Source organism: Nocardiopsis sp. JB363 (assembly GCF_900143625.1).
In the GTDB taxonomy this organism is placed as follows: domain Bacteria; phylum Actinomycetota; class Actinomycetes; order Streptosporangiales; family Streptosporangiaceae; genus Nocardiopsis.
This window is the reverse complement of record NZ_FRFF01000002.1, coordinates 60,497-77,255: the sequence shown is the minus strand read 5'-3', so window position 1 is coordinate 77,255 and position 16,759 is coordinate 60,497. Positions and strand designations below refer to the sequence as shown.

Genomic DNA, 16,759 nt, shown 5'->3' with positions numbered 1-16,759 from the left:
GGGTGGCCCGGGTGGTCCGGGCGGATCAGGGGGTCCGGTGGGCGGTGCGGGCGGAGGCGACCCCGGCGGAGGGCCGGCCAGGGCCGGCGCGAGGGCCTCGGGGGCCTCGATCGTTTCGAGAAGACGCGTCACGGCTGGATCGCTCCCTGTCCCCTGATCTGTTCCATCTCGCGGATCATGTGCTCGGTCACCGCGCGCCCGCGGTGTCCCGCTCGGGCGATGACGGAGCCGACGATCAGGGTCATGCCGATCATCACCAGTAGGGACATGACCAGGTACACCAGTGTTTCGACGTCGTGGTTGAACAAGGCGATGGCCGGGATCGTGCCCACCAGGGACAGTGTTCCGGCGACGATCCACAAGCGCCGGGGGCGGAGCTCCTTCGCGGGGGGTACGACCGGAGGGCTCGGGCGCGGGACCTCGGGCCACCCTCGTCGGTACGCCTCGTACCAGAGGTGCTGGGAGTGCAGGCGTTGCCGCTGGGACCTGTGATGGGAACGCACGAGGAACAGCACCAGGAGGGCGATGGCGATACTGACGCTCATGGTGGGCGCGGCCACCCCCGCGATCAGGAGGAATACGTCGAAGGAGGCGCCCAGGTTGACGATGATCGCGGCGAACAGCACGAGCCCGGGAGGGGTGAGGGTGCCTATCGAGTACCAAGCGCGCGATGGACCGTACTCGTACTCGATGGGAGGCGGCGGTTGCAGGGGGACCGGGTGGGCCCACGCCCCGCCGTGCCCATACGAAGGCGGCGGTGCCATCGGGGGCTGAGCGGGCGGGGCCAGACGTGGCGGGCCGGTCGGTCGCCGTCCGTCTCCGAGCTCGGGGGGACGCGACGGTTCGAGTGGTTGCGACATGGGGGGTACCTGTTGGGTCGGATCAGGGCTGACGGACGGCGGAACGGCGACGCACGGTGGTGACCACCGCGACCACGACCGCCGCGAGGAGGAGGGAGGGGGCGACGAAGATCGCGGTGATCGTGACGAGGACCTTGACGAGCTCGAACGCGCGGATCGGCCCGGTACCGCCGAGGGCGTACTCGTCGGAGTTTCCGTTGCAGTGCAACCTGTGAGTGCCGGGCTCGGGGGTCTCCAATTCGCCTTGGACTCCCCATGAACCGAAGCTGACGTCGCCGCTGCCCGGTACACGGGAGACGTTGCCGACGAACTCTCCATCCGGCGTGTAGAGCCAACAGGACGGGCCATTGCCCATTTCGGAGGAGTAGACCGCGTACGTTCCCTCCTCACCTTCGGCGACCTCGAAGGTGAGCGATTCGTCGTTGCCGAATCGCTCCAGCACGTTGGGGCCCGGGAGGAAGGCGTTATGGCTGTAGAAATAGGGCCCGAAGAACAACAGGACCGCGGCGATCGCGAGGCCGATGGACCACCGGTAGGCGCGCACAACAGACGTCTTCTTCGGTACCGGTGCTGGTGAGGTGCCGCTCGGATAACCAGGACCGCTGGGAGGCATGAGTGGTACGGGGTTCCCAGGTGGGTGCTGAGGGGGATGAGGCATGCACGAAGTGTGGCAGAACGCCCTGACATAAGCGGAATCGGGCGTCCCTGTCATCGTGAGGGACAAAGGCCCGACGGGTACATACATGTCGTGAGCGGGGCAACTCGTCAGTAGTTCCGGTGAACCCCTTGTCAAGACCCTCACCTGGGGATTCAATCAGGGGCCTGAAGTAAAAGGACGCCGGGAGCGCAGCCACCGCGACGGAGGGATACACCGATGTCCAGGGCATGGAACGCGTGGTCATGGGAGACCGACCCGGACAGCGTGCGCCGGGACGTGGCCGTCGCGCACGAACGCTTCACCGACTCCGGCCGACTCAGCGGTCCCGTGCGCTCGGTGGTCGGTGACTCCTGGCGTCGCAGCGCCCTGCACGGGGTGGACCCGGACCGGACACTGCCCAGGCTCGAAGTCACCGGCCCCGACCTGAACGACCAGCGCGACGCGCACCCGCTCGCCGTCACCATGCCGTTGCTGCGACGACTGTTGCTGGAAGGCGCTCCGGGTCCGCAGATCCTCGCGGTCGGCGACGTGTCCGGGCGCCTGCTGTGGGTGGAGGGCGACTACGGGCTGCGTACCCGAGCCGAGGACATGCACTTCGTGGCGGGCGCGAACTGGCACGAACGTTCGGCCGGCACCAACGCTCCCGGGGTCGCCCTGGCCCTCGATCACGAGGTACAGGTCTTCGCCAGCGAGCACTTCAGCCGGGGCGTGCAGCACTGGAGCTGTTCGGCCGCGCCCCTGCACGACCCGGACACCGGCGCGCTGCTCGGGGTTCTGGACCTCACCGGCGGCGACCACCTGGCCTCGCCGCAGGCGTTGGCGCTGGTCCGGGCGGCGGCCACCGCCGCCGAGATGGAGATCCGCGCCCGTCGACTCAGCGGCCTGCTGCCCGCCCCCCGCGAGGCGCTCGCCCCGGCCCGGCTCCGGGTACTCGGCCGTGACCAAGGGCTCCTCGAAGTGGATGGCCGTTCCATCGAGCTCAGCACCCGCCACTCCGAGATCCTCCTGCTGTTGACGCGTCACCCCCGGGGCCTGACCGGCGACGCCCTCGGCACCCTGCTGCGCGAACGCGACACCTCCCCGGTGACGATCCGCGCGGAGATGTCGAGGATGCGACGTCTGCTGGGCACGGACCTGCTCGCCTCTCGCCCCTACCGACTGCTCCGGCCGGTGCGCACCGACCTGGACGAGGTGCGCGGGTACTTGGGGGAAGGCGACTACCGCAGGGCCGTCAACGTCTACGAGGGGCACGTGCTGCCGCGTTCGGAGGCGCCGGGAGTGGTGGAGGAGCGCGACGAACTCCAGGCGGAGGTGTGCGAGGTGCTCGCCGCCCACGCCGACCCGTGGACCCTGCGGGTGTGGTCGGAACAGCCGGAATGGCGAGAGGACCCACGGGTGCTCGACGCCGCGCTGCACGCCACCGACCCGGACTCGCCCCGGCACGCCGCGCTGCGCGTTCGTCTACGCAGGTTGGGCCGCTGAACGCGGGGCCGCGCGTCCTCGCAACGTGGTCGCAACCTTGGTGTAACTAGCGTCACACTCGACCGTCCCTGGGAAATCGCGCCGGGGCGGCGACCACCGGCGCGCCCACGTCGAAGGAGGCACACCAATGGCGATCTACGCTCCCCCCGGTGAAGCCGGCAGCGTCGTCGAGTACGCGCCGCGTTACGACAACTGGATCGGAGGCGAGTGGGTCAAGCCGGTCAAGGGACGCTACTTCGAGAACCCCACCCCGATCACCGGACGCACCTTCACCGAGGTGGCCCAGAGCGGCCCCGACGACGTCGAACTCGCCCTCGACGCCGCGCACGGAGCCGCGCCGGCCTGGGGCCGCACCAGCGCCGCCGAGCGAGCGCTGATCCTCAACAAGATCGCCGACCGCATGGAGGAGAACCTCGAACGGATCGCGGTCGCCGAGTCCTGGGAGAACGGCAAGGCGGTCCGTGAGTGTCTGGCCGCCGACATACCGCTCGCCATCGACCACTTCCGCTACTTCGCGGGCGCCGTCCGGGCCCAAGAGGGGCACAGCTCCCAGATCGACGGCGACACCGTCGCCTACCACTTCCAGGAACCGCTGGGCGTGGTCGGCCAGATCATCCCGTGGAACTTCCCGATCCTCATGGCGGTCTGGAAGATCGCGCCGGCCCTGGCCGCCGGCAACGCCATCGTCCTCAAACCCGCCGAGCAGACGCCCGCTTCCATCCTGCTCCTGATGGACATCATCGGCGACCTGCTGCCGCCGGGTGTGCTCAACATCGTCAACGGCTTCGGTGTGGAGGCGGGCAAGCCGCTGGCCTCGAACCCCCGCGTGCGCAAGGTCGCCTTCACCGGTGAGACCACCACGGGCCGACTGATCATGCAGTACGCGTCGGAGAACCTCATCCCGGTCACCCTGGAGCTGGGCGGCAAGAGCCCCAACCTCTTCTTCGCGGACGTGGCCGACGAGCGCGACGCGTTCTACGACAAGACGCTCGAAGGCTTCACCATGTTCGCCCTCAACCAGGGCGAGGTGTGCACCTGCCCCTCCCGTGCGCTGATCCAGGACTCCGTCTACGACGGGTTCATGGCCGACGCCCTGGAGAGGGTCGGCCGGATCAAGCAGGGGAACCCGCTGGACACCGACACCATGCTCGGCGCCCAGGCCAGCAACGACCAGCTGGAGAAGATCCTCTCCTACATCGACATCGGCCGTCAGGAGGGCGCCAAGGTGCTCACCGGCGGCGGCCGGGCCGAGATGGAGGGCGACCTGGCGGGCGGCTACTACGTCACCCCCACGGTCTTCGAGGGCCAGAACAACATGCGGATCTTCCAGGAGGAGATCTTCGGCCCCGTGGTCTCCGTGGCGCGCTTCGACGACTACGCCGACGCCATCAAGATCGCCAACGACACCCTGTACGGGCTCGGAGCGGGTGTGTGGTCCCGCAACGGCAACACCGCCTACCGCGCGGGCCGTGACATCCAGGCCGGCCGTGTGTGGGTGAACAACTACCACGCCTACCCGGCGCACGCGGCCTTCGGTGGCTACAAGCAGTCCGGGATCGGGCGCGAGAACCACAAGATGATGCTCGACCACTACCAGCAGACCAAGAACCTGCTGGTCAGCTACTCGGATCAGGCGATGGGGTTCTTCTGATGGAGCGGGTGGCGGTCACCGAAGCCGCGGCGTCCCTGCTGCGGGAGCTGACCGCCGAGCACGGTCCACTGATGTTCCACCAGTCCGGCGGCTGTTGCGACGGCAGCTCACCGATGTGCTATCCGCTGGGGGAGTTCCGTATCGGGGCCTCCGACGTGCACCTCGGGGACCTGGACGTGGAGCTGTCGGAGCCGGTGTCGGTGTGGATGTCCCGCTCGCAGTTCGAGCTGTGGAGCCACACCCACCTGACCATCGACGTCGTTCCCGGACGGGGGTCGGGGTTCTCCCTGGAGGCCCCGACCGGGCAACGGTTCCTGATCCGGTCACGGTTGATGAGTGACGAGGAGGCGGTTCGTCTGGACGCTGAGACCACTACCGAATAAAGAACCAGGGCCGGCCGGGAGGAGGGGACCCGACCGGCCCTGGTCATGCGTTCGTGGAACTCAGGACACCGTGTCCTCGGAGGGGTCGGAGGCGGAGCCCCGGGTGGCCAGTCGGTCGGCCAACTCGTCGGTGCTCACCAGGTCCCGGCGGATCCGCCCGGTCCGGTAACCCACCCGGGCCACGATGTGACCCGCGACCGGCACCGTCACCACCTGGAACAGCCCCACCAGGAACAGCGTGCCGAGGCTGAAGACGCCGCTCTCCTCCACGGGGAGGAGCCGGAACCCGATCCCCACCAGCACCAGCAGCAACCCCAACACCTGGGGCTTGGACGCCGCGTGCATGCGGGACAGCAGGTCGGGGAAGCGGAGCAGGCCGATTCCGGCGATGAAGGACAACAGCGCCCCGGCCAGGATGCACACGATCCCGGCCCAGTCCAGGACCTGGACGACCTGTTCGCTCATGAGGTCTTCCCCTCCTCTTCGACCGTGTTCTCGACGACCGGGAGCACGAACTGCTCATCGTCATCGTCCTCCTGCGTACGCCGGGCGACGAACTTGGCGACGCTGACCGACCCGACGAAGCCCAGGAGGGACAACACCAGCAGGGTGGGCAGCACCGTGGGGTCGCGGTTGAACGCCGCGAAGGCGCCCAGGCCGGTCACGGCGAAGGCCAACAGGGCGTCGACGGACAACGCCCGGTCGAGGATGCTCGGTCCCAGCAGGAGCCGGACCGTGCCCAGCAGTGCGGCCACACCGAGCAGGACGGCGATGATGATCCACAGGACGTTCACGCGTTCCTCCGCTCGGCGGCCAGGGCGGCCTCCAGTTCGGCGATGTTCTCCCGAGTGCCGATCCCGCGGGCGATGCGTTCCTCCAACTCGTAGATGCCCTGCTTCGCCTCGGCCGCTTCCTCGTCGTTCTGTGCGCCCAGCACGTGGACGTACAGAATGCGCCCGGGCTGGGCGGCCTCCACGATCACACTGCCCGGGATGATCGAGGTGGCGATGGCCACGCACACCATGATCAGGTCGGAATCGGTGCGCATCCGCACCGCCACCACCGAGCTCTTCACCGGTGGCCCGGGACGGAGCACCCAGGCGCTCACATCGATGCTCGCGGCGAACATCTTGCCCAGGATGTACAGGACCATGTAGGGCCCCTGCAACGGCCAGAACCGGAACCCCGGAACGATCGGCGGCAGCGGGAACACCATCATGATCACCACCGACACCAGGAAACCCAGGACGGCGATGCCCAATGTCTCCGGGCGGAACCGGAAGGCGTCGAACAGCAGCATCCAGACCAGGGTCATCCCGAGGGCGACCGGGATCTGTACCTTGCCGATGCGGCTGCGCAGGGCGCGCGCACCGATCTTCTTCTTGATCTGTAGAGCGTTCATCGGGATCCTCCGAGGACCGCTTCGATGTAGGGCGTGCGTTCCAACAGGTCGGTCGCGGCGTTCGAGGAGTAGCCGATGAGCGGTCCGGCGAACACGGTCATGGCCAGACCGAAGGCGACCAGGCCGATCGTGGCGCCCACCATGCTCTTGGGCAGGACCACCGAGGTCACGACCGGGGTGGCCGCGGTCGAGGTGTCGCTCAGTCGGGAGGAGGGACCGACGGCCTCGCCCGGGCCCAAGGCCGCGGTGGAGTCGTCCTCCTCCTCGCTGTCCTCCAGGATCGTGCCGGGCTCGGCGACCATGCCCTCGGACGGAGTGCGCCAGAACGCGTAGTTCCACACGCGCGCGATGACGTACAGCGTCAGCAGGCTGGTGAGCACCGAGGCGCCGACCAGCGTGTAGGCCAGCGGGGTGCCCGCCTCCACACCGGCCTGCATCAGCCCGACCTTGCCGAGGAAGCCCGACAGCGGCGGGATGCCGCCCAGGTTCATCGCCGGGATGAAGAACAGGATGGCCAGGAGCGGCGCCATCTTCGCCAGACCACCCAGGTGGTCCAGCGCCGTCGACCCGCCCCTTCGCTCGATCAACCCCGTCACCAGGAACAACGTGGTCTGCACGGTGATGTGGTGGGCGATGTAGTACACGGCGCCCGCCATACCCAGCTGGCTGCCGAGCGCCACACCGAACACCATGTAGCCGATATGGCTGATCAGGGTGAACGACAACAGACGTTTGATGTCGGTCTGCGCCACCGCGCCCAGGATTCCCAGGAGCATCGTGGCCAGGGCGACCCACATCAGGGCGTCGTTGAGTTGGCCGCCGGGGAAGAACAGGGTCTGCGTCCGGATGATCGCGTACACGCCCACCTTGGTGAGCAGACCCGCGAACACCGCGGTCACCGGGGCCGGCGCGGTGGGATAGGAGTCCGGCAGCCACGCGGCGAGTGGGAACACCGCCGCCTTGATGCCGAACGCGACCAACAGGATGACCTGGAGCACCAGCGCCAGCTCCGAGGAGATCTCGGGCAGCCGCTCGCCCAGCTGGGCCATGTTCACGGTGCCGGTCGCGCCGAAGACGAGGGCGATGCCGATCAGGAACAGCACCGAGGACACCAGCGACACCACCACGTAGATGGCGCCCGCCCGCATCCGCGACTGCGTACCGCCGAGTGTCAGCAGCACGTAGCTGGCGGTCAGCAGGATCTCGAAACCGACGTACAGGTTGAACAGGTCACCGGCGAGGAACGCGTTGGAGACACCGGCCACCAGGATCAGGTAGGTCGGTTGGTACACCGAGAGCGGCGCCACCTCTCCCTTGCCCGCCATGCCCTGACCGATCGAGTAGATCAGCACGGCCAGGGTGATGGCCGCGGAGACCGTCACCAACAGCGCGGACAGCCGGTCGGCCACCAGCGTGATGCCGATGGGGGTCTCCCAACCGCCCACCTGGACGGCTTGGGGCCCGAACATGTCGGCGCCCACCATCAGCGCGGCACCGGTCAGCAACACCAGCGCCAACGAGATGACGCTCAGCCACTGCTGGACGCGAGGCCAGCGGATACCCATCGCGAGCTTGACACCGGCCGCGAAGAGCGGCAACACCACCGGTAGGGGAACGAGGTAGTGCAGGATTCCGGCGAGGTAGTCCCATTCCATGGTCAGTCGTTCCCTTGCAGGTCGCTGTCCTCCGCGCGAGCCAAGCGTTCACGCTCTGCCCGCATGGTCTGACGTGCCTGACGCCGCTGTGAACGGATGCGGCGGCGCAGCTCGCGCCACAGCTCGCGTTCGGCGGCGCGGTCGGCGCGCCTGTGCTCACGCAGTCGCTTGCGCCCCATACGGATCCGGCCGCGCAGTTCCGTCACCTGGTTGACCATGCTCTGTCGACGGTCGGTCAGGCGACGCACCGTCTCCTGAGCCTGCGCGTCGGCGTTGCCGTCCTCGGCCTCCACCTCGAACCTGGCCAGTTCGGCCTGGGCGGCCGCGATATCCGCCTTGATGCGGGCCTGTTCGGCCAGCTCCTGGGCGTCGGCCGCGGCGATGGTGGCCTGGAGTTCGGCCCGCTGCCTGCGGATGTCCGCGCGCAACCGGCGACGTTCCTGCAGGAAGCGTTGGCGCACCGCGCGCCGGCCCTCGCCCTGCACGATGCGGAGGTCCTCGGCGTCGTCCTGGACCTCGTCGTTGCCCTCCAGCTGCCAGCTCCGGTAGGCCAACGCCAACAGGAACGCGGTGATGCCGAGGGTGATGACGATGGCCGTCAGGATCATCGCCTGTGGCAGCGGGTCGGTCATCTCCTTGATGTCGGGGGTGAACCACCGGACCGGAGGACCGCCCGGTTGCCCGGCCATCGCCAGGATCATCACGTTGACGCCGTTGCTGAAGACGATGAAGCCCAACAGCACACGGGTGAGGCTGCGCTCCAGCATGAGGACGACGCCGACCGCGACGAGGACACCGACGACGATGACGAGTGTCAGGCTTGGCGACTCGTTCACGAGGTGACCTCCTCGGCCGGTGAGGTGGTTCCCGGATCAACGGCCTCCGAGTGCGCGGCGTCCCGTTCGATCTGTTCGTCGATGCGGGCGCCGAGACTGCGCAGGATGTCCAGGATCAGTCCGATGACGAGCAGGTACACGCCGATGTCGAACAGCATCGAGACCGTGACGTGCGCTTCGCCCAAGAACCCGAAACCGAGGTAGAAGTCCGCCCCGGCGAGCACGTCACCGAGGAAGAACGCCCCGGCGAGCGCCGTGCCCGTCGCCAACGCCAGACCGGCGCCGATCAGCGCCCCCGGCTGCACCCACGCGGTGGCGTACAGCTCGAAGCGCCCACCCGCGAGGTAGCGGACGATGAATGCCAGGCCCGCCACGATGCCACCGGCGAAACCACCGCCGACGTCGGTGTGACCGGTCAGCAGCAGGTACACCGAGATCACCATGATCACCGGGAAGAGGAAGCGCGAGACCACCTCGAAGATGATCGACCTGCGTTCGGTGGGCAGGGCCTCCGCGCCGGGCAACCAGGAACGGTTCCACTGGGGCCTGACGTGCATGTTCTTCGGGGCGACCTTCAGGCCGCTCAGGTCCAGCCGGTCGTCTCCGTTGGCGGGCTGGAGCGACTGGGTGACGGACAGGGCCATCACACCGCCGGGGGCCTTGCGGGGCTGGGCTCGGCGGCGCACGAACATCAGGCTGGCCACACCCGCCGCGGCGGCGGCCAGCACCGAGATCTCACCCATGGTGTCCCAGGCACGGACGTCGACCAAGAGCACGGAGATGAGGTTGTCACCGCCGGCCTTCTCGGCCGCGTCCACGTAGGACGGGTCGTCGGGCCCGCCCACCGCGATGGAGGGTTCCTGCCGGCCTGCCAGGGCGAACCACGTCATGGTCGCCACGAGAAGACCGGTGGCGGCGCCGATCACCATGTTCCAGATCCGGCGGCCCTTGAGCGCGGGAGCCGAGAAATGGGACGGGAAGCGACGCAGCACCAGGACGAAGACCACCAGGCTGACGGTCTCGACGAGGAACTGGGTGAGCGCGATGTCGGGTGCGCCCTGGAAGTAGAACAGGGCGCCCACACCGTAACCGCCGATACCGACGAGGATCACCGCGAAGAGACGGCGTCGCACGAACAGGATCATCAGGCACGTGATCACGATGATCACGGCGGGGATGACCTGCACCGGGGTGTCCCACAGACGCAGCGTCGGGTAGTCGCCCTCCCAGAGCCGCCCGGTGATCATGGGGATTCCGGCGGTGATCACCAGGAACACCAGGATGGTGCCGAGGTAGACCGGCAGCGAACCGCGCTGGGTGCTACCGGTGACCTGCAACGCCAGGGTTTCCAGGCCGGCCATCATCCGGCGGTAGTTGCGTTCGGGGTTGACGTAGGCCAGCCGGTTGCCGAGCCAGGCGACCCGGTGGCGGAAGTAGAACAGCACCAGACCACCGACGACGCAGACCGCCGACAGCAGCAACGGCAGTTCCCAACCGTGCCACAGGGCCAGGTAGGTGGGGTACTCCTCGCTCGGCCCCAGGGGGACCGTGTCGGCGTAGGTGGCGAAGAGCCGGTCGACCCCTCCGGAGAAGAGACCGCCGATCAGGCTCAGCGCCGCCAGGATCACCGCGGGTGCGAGGAAGAGGGGCCCGGGGGCGTGGACCTCGTTGGGCTGCACACCTTCCTTGTCGAGGAAGGCGCCCCACAGGAAACGGAGGCTGTAGGCGACGGTGAGGGTGGAGCCGATGACCAGTCCGACCAGGACCAGGGTGTCGAGGCCGCCGCTTTCGGTGTACGCGCCGAAGGCGAGTTCCTTGGCGACGAACCCGGCGGTGGGCGGCAGACCGGACATGGAGGCCAGCGCCACGACCGTGATCCAGAAGGTGCTCGGCATGGACTTGCGCAGGCCGGAGAGCTCGCGCAGGTCCCGGGTCCCCGTGCTGTGGTCGATGATGCCGACGATGAGGAACAGCGGAGCTTTGAAGAGGGCGTGCGCCACCAGCATCGCGATGCCGGCGAGGGCGGCGGCCCGGGTCCCGGTGCCGAGCAGGGCGATGAGGAAGCCGAGCTGGCTGATGGTGCCGTAGGCCAGGACGAGCTTGAGGTCGAACTGGCGTAGCGCCTTCCACCCGCCGAAGATCATGGTGATGACACCGAAGAACAGCGCCATCGTCGTCCACACGGTCACGTCGCCGAAGGCGGGGGTGAGGCGGGCGACCAGGTAGACACCGGCCTTGACCATCGCCGCGGCGTGCAGGTAGCCCGATACCGGTGTGGGCGCCTGCATGGCGGCGGGCAGCCACAGGCTGAAGGGGAACAGCGCCGACTTGGACATCGCGCCGAGCATGATCAGCGCGAGCGCCGAGTTGACGACCGCTCCACCCGCGGGCGGATTCGCGACGATCTCGGAGATGATGTAGGTCCCGGCGGTCTCGCCGAGCATGATCATGCCGACCAGCATCGCCAGACCACCGAACGTGGTGACGACCAGGGCCGTCATCGCCGCCCGGCGGCTGTCCTTCGATTCGGCCTTGTGACCGACGAGGAGGTAGGAGAAGACCGTGGTCAGCTCCCAGTAGATGAAGAGCTGGATGAGGTCGTCCGCGAGGACGAGGCCGAGCATGGCGCCGGCGAACGCGACGAACACGCCCGCGAAGCGCGGTAGACCTTCGTCGGAGTCACTGAAGTAGCGCGCACAGTAAGCCAGGATCAGGGTGCCCACGCCCCCGGCGATGAGCGTCATGACCAGACCGAGGGCGTCCATATGGACGCCGAGTCGCAGCGAGAACTGCGGTGCCCACTCCATCGACTCGGACAGCGTGCCGCCGTTGAGGATGGTCGGGAGCTGGAACAGGGTCCAGATGGTGGCCAGGCCGGGGACGATCGCCAGTGCGTAGAAGCCGTTACGGCCCCATTGGCGTATCACTAAGGGCGCGACCGCTGCTGTTATGAAATGCGCGACCAGCACTGTCGTCAATGCGCCCCTCCCGGACCGGTCCGGGCCCGCCCGACGTGCCCGGGCGGACGTCCACCACCCCGGTGGAGAACGAGATCGACCACGACGGGATCAGTGGACGGGGGTGTCGTTTCCATTCTGGTGGGGCATGGATCTACTTGAACTTGCGTGCGCAAGCTATTTAATAGCTAGACTACACATACGTCAAACCACCGCGCGGGTCGGGGACCCGTGCGCAGAGCCCATCCAGCGAGGACCGTTTCTTGCTCGACGAGACCCCCGATCCCTGCACTGAGCAGCGGGAACGTGCTCAGCCGAACGCGGCCGAACTCGAAGAGTTCCAACGAGTCTGGACCGAACTCATCAACGCGGCTCTACACGCCCGCTCACGGGGCGGGCACGGACATCGTGGAGCCGAGGAAATCACACTGACACAGTCCCTCCTGATGGAGGCGGTGCGCGGGATGGACCATCCGAGTGTCGGTGCGGTCGCTCACATCGTCGGTGTGTCCTCCCCCTCCGCCACCCGGATGATCCAGCAGTTGGAACGCAAGGGCATGGTGGCCCGGCGCCGGTCCGAGCGTGACGAACGCAGCACGGTGGTCACCATCACCGCGGAGGGCGAACGCGTCCTCGCCGAGCGCCGCAAGTACATGGAGCAGAAACAGAAACAGGTCTTCGACGCCATAAGGCCCTCCCTACGGCCGTTCGTCCTCGACGTGCTCCGCGACCTGCGCGCCGCCATAGACGACAACTGATCGACGAGTCACGCCGCACGCCGAAGGGCTCCCGGACCCCGAGTCCGCGCATTCCCAAGGCCCTACATGGGGCCTTTTGTCATGTTCGGGGTCGCTCTGCCATCGGCAGATCTGCCCGGGGCCGAAACCCTGGAGTTCGCACTCCTCCTCACCGCACGCTGGGATCACCGGCACGAACGCCGGCGATGAGGAGGACCGATGCCGATACAACCCACACTCGTCACCGAGTACGCGCCCGGTGGCGGGTTCGACGACCAGCTGGCCGCGCGCCTGCTGCGCAGCCGGATCGTGCTGCTGGGGACTCAGGTCGACGAGGAGAGCGCCAACCGCGTGTGCGCGCAGATCCTGCTGCTGGCCGACGAGGACCCGCACAAGGACATCACCCTGGCGATCAACAGTCCCGGTGGCGTGATCAGTGCCGGACTCGCCATCTACGACACCATGAACTTCGTGCCCAACGACGTGTCCACGCTGGTCATGGGGTTCGCGGCCAGCATGGGCCAGTTCCTGGCCTGTACCGGGGCCCCGGGCAAGCGGTACAGCATGCCGCACGCGCGCATCATGATGCACCAGCCCTCCGGCGGGCTGGGCGGGACCGCCGCCGACATCGCCATCCAGGCCGAGAACCTCGCGCACACCAAGAGCACCATGGTGCGGCTCATCGCCAGGCACACCGGCAAGAGCGAGGAGACCATCGCCAAGGACCAGCACCGGGACGCCTGGTTCACCGCCGAGGAGGCCAGGGAGTACGGGTTCGTCGACCACGTCGTCGAGACCATCGACCAGATGGAGGGCGGCATGCGTCTGGGCGGTGCCACGCCCGGGTTCGCCACTCCGAGGGGAGGCAAGCGATGAGCGGGCGCTACACGGTGCCGATGGTGGTCGAACGCACCCCGAACGGGGAACGCTCGTTCGACGTGTTCAGCAGGTTGTTGTCCGAACGGATCATCTTCCTGGGCACACCCATCGATGACGACGTCGCCAACGTGATCATGGCGCAGATGCTGCACCTGGACTACGAGAGCCACGAGACCGAAATCCAGCTGTACATCAACTCGCCCGGAGGCTCGAACACCGCGCTGACCGCCATCTACGACACGATGCGGTTCGTCAGGGCGGACGTGGCGACGGTGTGCATGGGACAGGCGGCCTCCGCCGCGGCGGTGCTTCTGGCCGCCGGGACCGCCGGTAAGCGTTCGGCGCTGGAACACTCCCGGGTGCTGCTGCACCAGCCTTCCACGGAGGGGCAGGGGCAGGCGGCCGACCTGGAGATCCAGGCGGCGGAGATCCTGCGTGTTCGGGCGCAGGTGGAATCGATTCTGTCCCGGCACACCGGTCAGACCCAGGAGCAGTTGAGGGACGACACCGACCGGGACAAGATCTTCACCGCCGAGCAGGCCAAGGAGTACGGGCTGGTGGACAACGTGATCACGACGAGGGAGCTCGCACCTCTCGCGGTGTGATTCGAGGTCGGTGAGTGCCGCGTGCCCGGGGTGGGTGGAGGAGGGCCCGGGCGCGTCGCCTCCGTTTTCCACATCCTGTGGATAACCCCGAGTGGCAAGCGTCATCGCAGTTCAGCGGAGCCCTGGTCAATCGATGGGGTGGTTCCAGCGCCGACCGATCAGGGCGCACTCGACCTTGTACGAGTCACGATCCGGGTCGACCTCCAACGAGAAGGCGCTCAGTGAAGGCAGGCCCGCGTCCGACAGGCGCCGGTAGGCATCGGCCAACTCCGAACCCAGAGCACGTTCGCCCTCGCCGGTGACCGAGCCGTCCGGCCACACGTACGCCCACGACTCACCGACTCCCATCCACACGATCCGACCATGACCGCCTTGGAACGGGCGAACTCCGGTACCCACGCGTACCCCGGGCATCATCAGCAGGAGCTGGGTCATCATCCCCGAACCGATCAGATCGACCGAGCCGACCGGGAGGGTTCCCACCGGTGTCGGGGGACGACCGAGACCGGGGAATGGCAGCTCTCCGGCGCGTTGCCCACGGTCCCGCATGAAGGCCGCTTCACGCACGAAGGGCCCGGACAATCGCCCATCGACCTTCGTCAGTACGACGATCGGTGTGCTGTGCGCGGCGGGGTGCGGGTTCCACGGAAGCACGAGCGAGCCACCCTCGGCCAGAGCGGTCACCCACGAGTCCTGAATACGTGTCGCCGCGCAGGTGGCGATGATCGCGTCGAATACCCCACCTCGGGGAGGAGTAACAGTCTTAGCGGAACGGGAAGTGGGGGTGCGGTGGTTCCGGGCAGAGCCCCCCCGGAACCACCGCCGGGCGCCGCGCGCCTTGGGATGAGCCGAAATGCGGTGCCGTCTGGCGGGTGCGCCGGGGTGACGAGAAACCTGAACCGTCGGGCCGGCGTCCATGCTCTTCGGTTGTGCGGGGGATGCGGGAGATCAGGCCGCGAGGGAGAGCACGCGGGCCTGGTGGGGTGGGGCGGGGGAGGTCGTGACCAGACGGGACCGGTGTGCGTCGGCCCGCTCCAAGCGGAACAGCGTGGTGCGCTGGTACAGCTCGCCGAGCACCTCGGCGATGCTCAACCCCAACGACCGGTACACGGCGGCAAGGAGCTCGGAGGAGGCCTCCTTGCGCCCGCGTTCGATCTCGGACAGGTAGGGGAGTGACACCTGGGCGTCCTCTGCGACCTCGCGCAACGTCCGGCCCTGTTCCACACGGGTACGACGCAGCAGATCACCGATGAGATCGCGCATGAGCGGCTCGACCGCCGGCTCGTCGGGGCTCGGACCCCTGCGCGCCTGGTCCAGGGAGCGTAGAACGCTCTCACCCATCTGGTGCCTCCCCCGTCGACGAGTTCTCCGATTTTTCGACACTACGCCGCAAAACGCTCGGAGGGGAGAGGGGTTCGTGGCCTTATGCGGACGGCAGAAGCCACGTGAACCTCTTGGAATCGGGTCTCACCTCTTGACGAGTGGAGGGCCGGAGGAGTGTCTGTCCGAGGTGCCCAGAGCCAGGATCCGTACCTGCAAGGTCTCCATCGGCCCTCGCGAGAATCGCGACAGCCACCATCGAGAACCCGCCACCAGAACCAGGACGATCACCGCCCAGGCGGCCACCATCCAACCCGCGTGGTCCACATGAGCGGCCAAACCGAATCCCCAGCCGTAGAAGATCACCGAGGCCAGGACGTTCTGGAGGATGTAGCAGCTGAGTGCGGTCCGCCCCACCGAGCTCAAAGCGGCCGTCACAGGCCCGGGGCGCCGTATCCGGTCGAACAGCACTCCTACGAGCCCCAGGTAGCCCAGCATCAGCACCACGGAGAAGAGGAAACGTCCCGCAAAGGCGAGGTCCTCGTCCCAGACGACGGCCAGAGCGTTGAGCGGCAGGCCCAACCCCAGTCCCCAGACCGCCATGCGGGTCCGCAGGGTTCGACCGACCAGGTCGGCCCCGAACGCTCCGGACCGGTACAGGCGCGCTCCCAACAAGAAGAGGAACACCATCAGGGGGAAGGTCATGATGACCTCCAACCGGTCTCCCAGAAAGTTCTCCACCCGATACAGAACCTGGTCGGCGTAGCTTCCTTCCAGATACAGCCGACCCGACTCGGTGGACTCCGGGGGCTCATCCACGTGGACGATGCGGAAGAACAGGAGCATTACCGTCGTCACCCCGCCCACGAAGGTGACGTGCAGGCCCAGAGCGGTCCACATGACGGCCGAACGCGTCCGCTCGGAGAGGCCGAGCACGTAGACCACCACAAGCGCCGTGACCGCGTAGCCCATGAGCACGTCCCAGCTGAAAAGGAGGACGCCGTGCAGCGCCCCCTCCACCAGCAGGAGCAAAGCACGACGGCGCTGTCCACCTGGCCAAGGGCGACCGCGCTCCGCCGCGATCCTGTACTGGATGGCCAGGCCCACGCCGAACAGCAGGGTGAGCATCGTGAAGAACTTGCCGTTGAGGAACAGAGTCTGTAGTCCTTCGGCGACAGGACCGTAGCTGCCGGTCCGAGGGTGGCCGAAGAGCCAGATGTTCATGGCGAGCGTGCCCAGGATGGCGAAACCCCGCAGCACGTCCAGGAGCGGTATGCGAACGGGTTCGAAGGGTCGTGTGGTCGTGTGGTCGTGTGCATGGGCGCATGGTCGCG

17 protein-coding genes are annotated in these 16,759 nt (G+C 67.7%); 6 read left to right on the top strand and 11 right to left on the bottom strand.

What is annotated here, in order from left to right:
- Positions 1-128: 128 nt before the first annotated feature.
- Together BQ8420_RS00570 and BQ8420_RS00565 are read right to left on the bottom strand one after the other, a co-directional pair.
- Positions 129-860: a hypothetical protein gene (locus tag BQ8420_RS00570; protein ID WP_143847037.1), complete on the bottom strand. Its 732-nt coding sequence runs from the start codon at positions 858-860 to the stop codon at positions 129-131.
- A gap of 22 nt (positions 861-882) precedes the next feature.
- Positions 883-1,404 carry a hypothetical protein gene (locus BQ8420_RS00565; RefSeq protein WP_087095811.1) on the bottom strand — a complete coding sequence of 174 codons (522 nt, stop codon included), beginning with the start codon at positions 1,402-1,404 and terminating at the stop codon, positions 883-885.
- Positions 1,405-1,734: 330 nt separating this feature from the next.
- Here BQ8420_RS00565 and BQ8420_RS00560 point away from each other — a divergent pair, with 330 nt between their 5' ends.
- From BQ8420_RS00560 to BQ8420_RS00550, 3 genes are all read left to right on the top strand, one after another.
- Positions 1,735-3,000, top strand: coding sequence for a GAF domain-containing protein (locus BQ8420_RS00560; protein ID WP_087095810.1), 1,266 nt, complete (start codon positions 1,735-1,737; stop codon positions 2,998-3,000).
- Positions 3,001-3,127: 127 nt separating this feature from the next.
- The gene (locus BQ8420_RS00555) at positions 3,128-4,651 is read left to right on the top strand and encodes an aldehyde dehydrogenase family protein (protein ID WP_087095809.1); all 1,524 of its coding nucleotides are present in this window, start codon (positions 3,128-3,130) and stop codon (positions 4,649-4,651) included.
- Positions 4,651-5,034 (top strand): DUF779 domain-containing protein, encoded by a 384-nt coding sequence (locus BQ8420_RS00550; protein ID WP_087095808.1) that lies wholly within the window; start codon positions 4,651-4,653, stop codon positions 5,032-5,034. Before BQ8420_RS00555 ends, BQ8420_RS00550 begins: the two co-directional genes overlap by 1 nt.
- Before the next feature lie 60 nt (positions 5,035-5,094).
- Here the strand turns inward: BQ8420_RS00550 and mnhG are convergent, their stop codons facing one another.
- Genes mnhG through BQ8420_RS00520 form a run of 6 tightly spaced genes read right to left on the bottom strand, consistent with a single transcriptional unit; the run spans position 5,095 to position 11,896 of the window.
- The gene (mnhG, locus tag BQ8420_RS00545; RefSeq protein WP_087095807.1) at positions 5,095-5,499 is read right to left on the bottom strand and encodes a monovalent cation/H(+) antiporter subunit G; all 405 of its coding nucleotides are present in this window, start codon (positions 5,497-5,499) and stop codon (positions 5,095-5,097) included.
- Positions 5,496-5,828 (bottom strand): monovalent cation/H+ antiporter complex subunit F, encoded by a 333-nt coding sequence (locus tag BQ8420_RS00540; RefSeq protein WP_087095806.1) that lies wholly within the window; start codon positions 5,826-5,828, stop codon positions 5,496-5,498. Before BQ8420_RS00540 ends, mnhG begins: the two co-directional genes overlap by 4 nt.
- Positions 5,825-6,436, bottom strand: coding sequence for a Na+/H+ antiporter subunit E (locus BQ8420_RS00535; protein ID WP_087095805.1), 612 nt, complete (start codon positions 6,434-6,436; stop codon positions 5,825-5,827). Before BQ8420_RS00535 ends, BQ8420_RS00540 begins: the two co-directional genes overlap by 4 nt.
- On the bottom strand, positions 6,433-8,091 hold the full coding sequence (locus tag BQ8420_RS00530) for a Na+/H+ antiporter subunit D (RefSeq protein WP_200815731.1): 1,659 nt from the start codon (positions 8,089-8,091) through the stop codon (positions 6,433-6,435). The genes BQ8420_RS00535 and BQ8420_RS00530 overlap by 4 nt, the downstream gene beginning before the upstream one ends.
- 2 nt (positions 8,092-8,093) lie before the next feature.
- Entirely contained in the window at positions 8,094-8,927 is an 834-nt protein-coding gene (locus BQ8420_RS00525) for a Na(+)/H(+) antiporter subunit C (protein ID WP_087095803.1), read from the bottom strand.
- The gene (locus BQ8420_RS00520; RefSeq protein ID WP_087095802.1) at positions 8,924-11,896 is read right to left on the bottom strand and encodes a Na+/H+ antiporter subunit A; all 2,973 of its coding nucleotides are present in this window, start codon (positions 11,894-11,896) and stop codon (positions 8,924-8,926) included. Before BQ8420_RS00520 ends, BQ8420_RS00525 begins: the two co-directional genes overlap by 4 nt.
- A 251-nt stretch (positions 11,897-12,147) precedes the next feature.
- Between BQ8420_RS00520 and BQ8420_RS00515 the strand changes: the two genes are divergently transcribed.
- The 3 genes from BQ8420_RS00515 (at position 12,148) to BQ8420_RS00505 (ending at position 14,105) form a co-directional block, all read left to right on the top strand.
- A complete protein-coding gene (locus BQ8420_RS00515) occupies positions 12,148-12,642 on the top strand; it encodes a MarR family winged helix-turn-helix transcriptional regulator (RefSeq protein WP_087095801.1) in 495 nt (164 codons plus the stop codon).
- A 198-nt stretch (positions 12,643-12,840) separates the two neighbouring features.
- Complete coding sequence (locus BQ8420_RS00510) at positions 12,841-13,497, top strand: ClpP family protease (protein ID WP_087095800.1); 657 nt, start codon at positions 12,841-12,843, stop codon at positions 13,495-13,497.
- Complete coding sequence (locus tag BQ8420_RS00505) at positions 13,494-14,105, top strand: ATP-dependent Clp protease proteolytic subunit (protein WP_087095799.1); 612 nt, start codon at positions 13,494-13,496, stop codon at positions 14,103-14,105. The genes BQ8420_RS00510 and BQ8420_RS00505 overlap by 4 nt, the downstream gene beginning before the upstream one ends.
- Positions 14,106-14,231: 126 nt before the next feature.
- Here BQ8420_RS00505 and BQ8420_RS00500 read toward each other — a convergent pair whose 3' ends face one another.
- The 3 genes from BQ8420_RS00500 to BQ8420_RS00490 all read right to left on the bottom strand — a co-directional run bounded on the left by BQ8420_RS00500 (position 14,232) and on the right by BQ8420_RS00490 (position 16,685).
- Positions 14,232-14,789, bottom strand: a complete 558-nt coding sequence (locus tag BQ8420_RS00500) for a hypothetical protein (protein WP_087095798.1) — start codon at positions 14,787-14,789, stop codon at positions 14,232-14,234.
- A gap of 264 nt (positions 14,790-15,053) precedes the next feature.
- Positions 15,054-15,446, bottom strand: a complete 393-nt coding sequence (locus tag BQ8420_RS00495) for a helix-turn-helix domain-containing protein (protein WP_087095797.1) — start codon at positions 15,444-15,446, stop codon at positions 15,054-15,056.
- Positions 15,447-15,572: 126 nt separating this feature from the next.
- Positions 15,573-16,685, bottom strand: a complete 1,113-nt coding sequence (locus tag BQ8420_RS00490; protein ID WP_200815730.1) for a DUF418 domain-containing protein — start codon at positions 16,683-16,685, stop codon at positions 15,573-15,575.
- Positions 16,686-16,759 lie beyond the last annotated feature (74 nt).

Excerpts from the sequence above, each read along its gene's own strand:
- BQ8420_RS00570 (WP_143847037.1), bottom strand. The coding sequence starts at position 860 with ATGTCGCAACCACTCGAACCGTCGCGTCCCCCCGAGCTCGGAGACGGA.
- BQ8420_RS00560 (WP_087095810.1), top strand. The coding sequence starts at position 1,735 with ATGTCCAGGGCATGGAACGCGTGGTCATGGGAGACCGACCCGGACAGC.
- BQ8420_RS00555 (WP_087095809.1), top strand. The coding sequence starts at position 3,128 with ATGGCGATCTACGCTCCCCCCGGTGAAGCCGGCAGCGTCGTCGAGTAC.
- BQ8420_RS00550 (WP_087095808.1), top strand. The coding sequence starts at position 4,651 with ATGGAGCGGGTGGCGGTCACCGAAGCCGCGGCGTCCCTGCTGCGGGAG.
- mnhG (WP_087095807.1), bottom strand. The coding sequence starts at position 5,499 with ATGAGCGAACAGGTCGTCCAGGTCCTGGACTGGGCCGGGATCGTGTGC.
- BQ8420_RS00535 (WP_087095805.1), bottom strand. The coding sequence starts at position 6,436 with ATGAACGCTCTACAGATCAAGAAGAAGATCGGTGCGCGCGCCCTGCGC.
- BQ8420_RS00530 (WP_200815731.1), bottom strand. The coding sequence starts at position 8,091 with ATGGAATGGGACTACCTCGCCGGAATCCTGCACTACCTCGTTCCCCTA.
- BQ8420_RS00510 (WP_087095800.1), top strand. The coding sequence starts at position 12,841 with ATGCCGATACAACCCACACTCGTCACCGAGTACGCGCCCGGTGGCGGG.
- BQ8420_RS00505 (WP_087095799.1), top strand. The coding sequence starts at position 13,494 with ATGAGCGGGCGCTACACGGTGCCGATGGTGGTCGAACGCACCCCGAAC.
- BQ8420_RS00495 (WP_087095797.1), bottom strand. The coding sequence starts at position 15,446 with ATGGGTGAGAGCGTTCTACGCTCCCTGGACCAGGCGCGCAGGGGTCCG.